This is a genomic window from Paraburkholderia sp. SIMBA_030 (assembly GCF_046535245.1).
Lineage (GTDB): Bacteria > Pseudomonadota > Gammaproteobacteria > Burkholderiales > Burkholderiaceae > Paraburkholderia.
On the sequence record NZ_JAWRXB010001185.1, the window covers coordinates 1 to 251 of the forward strand.

Below are 251 nucleotides of genomic sequence, written 5' to 3' on the forward strand. Positions count from 1 at the left end.
CGAGAAAAAAACGACCCAATGATCACCTGCCCACTCATGAAAATTGATGTCACCTTCTGTGGTTGTAGCGTCAAAATTTGGTGCGGTATCACCTAAACGTAAATGTGCCATGCTTGATTCCTTAGCTATGTGAATGAACGCTTATATCGACACGTCGGCCTCGCGTTCTATTATTATCATCGACGTGCTCAGCTATCAAATATAACATAAAGCACATCCGTAAAAACTGACTTTATCTTAACAAACTGGTT

The 251-nt window shown here is 40.6% G+C and carries 1 pseudogene; it reads right to left on the minus strand.

Annotation, left to right across the window (positions count from 1 at the left end):
- Positions 1–111: pseudogene (locus SB772_RS43770) on the minus strand (peroxidase); the annotation flags it as partial.
- Positions 112–251 lie beyond the last annotated feature (140 nt).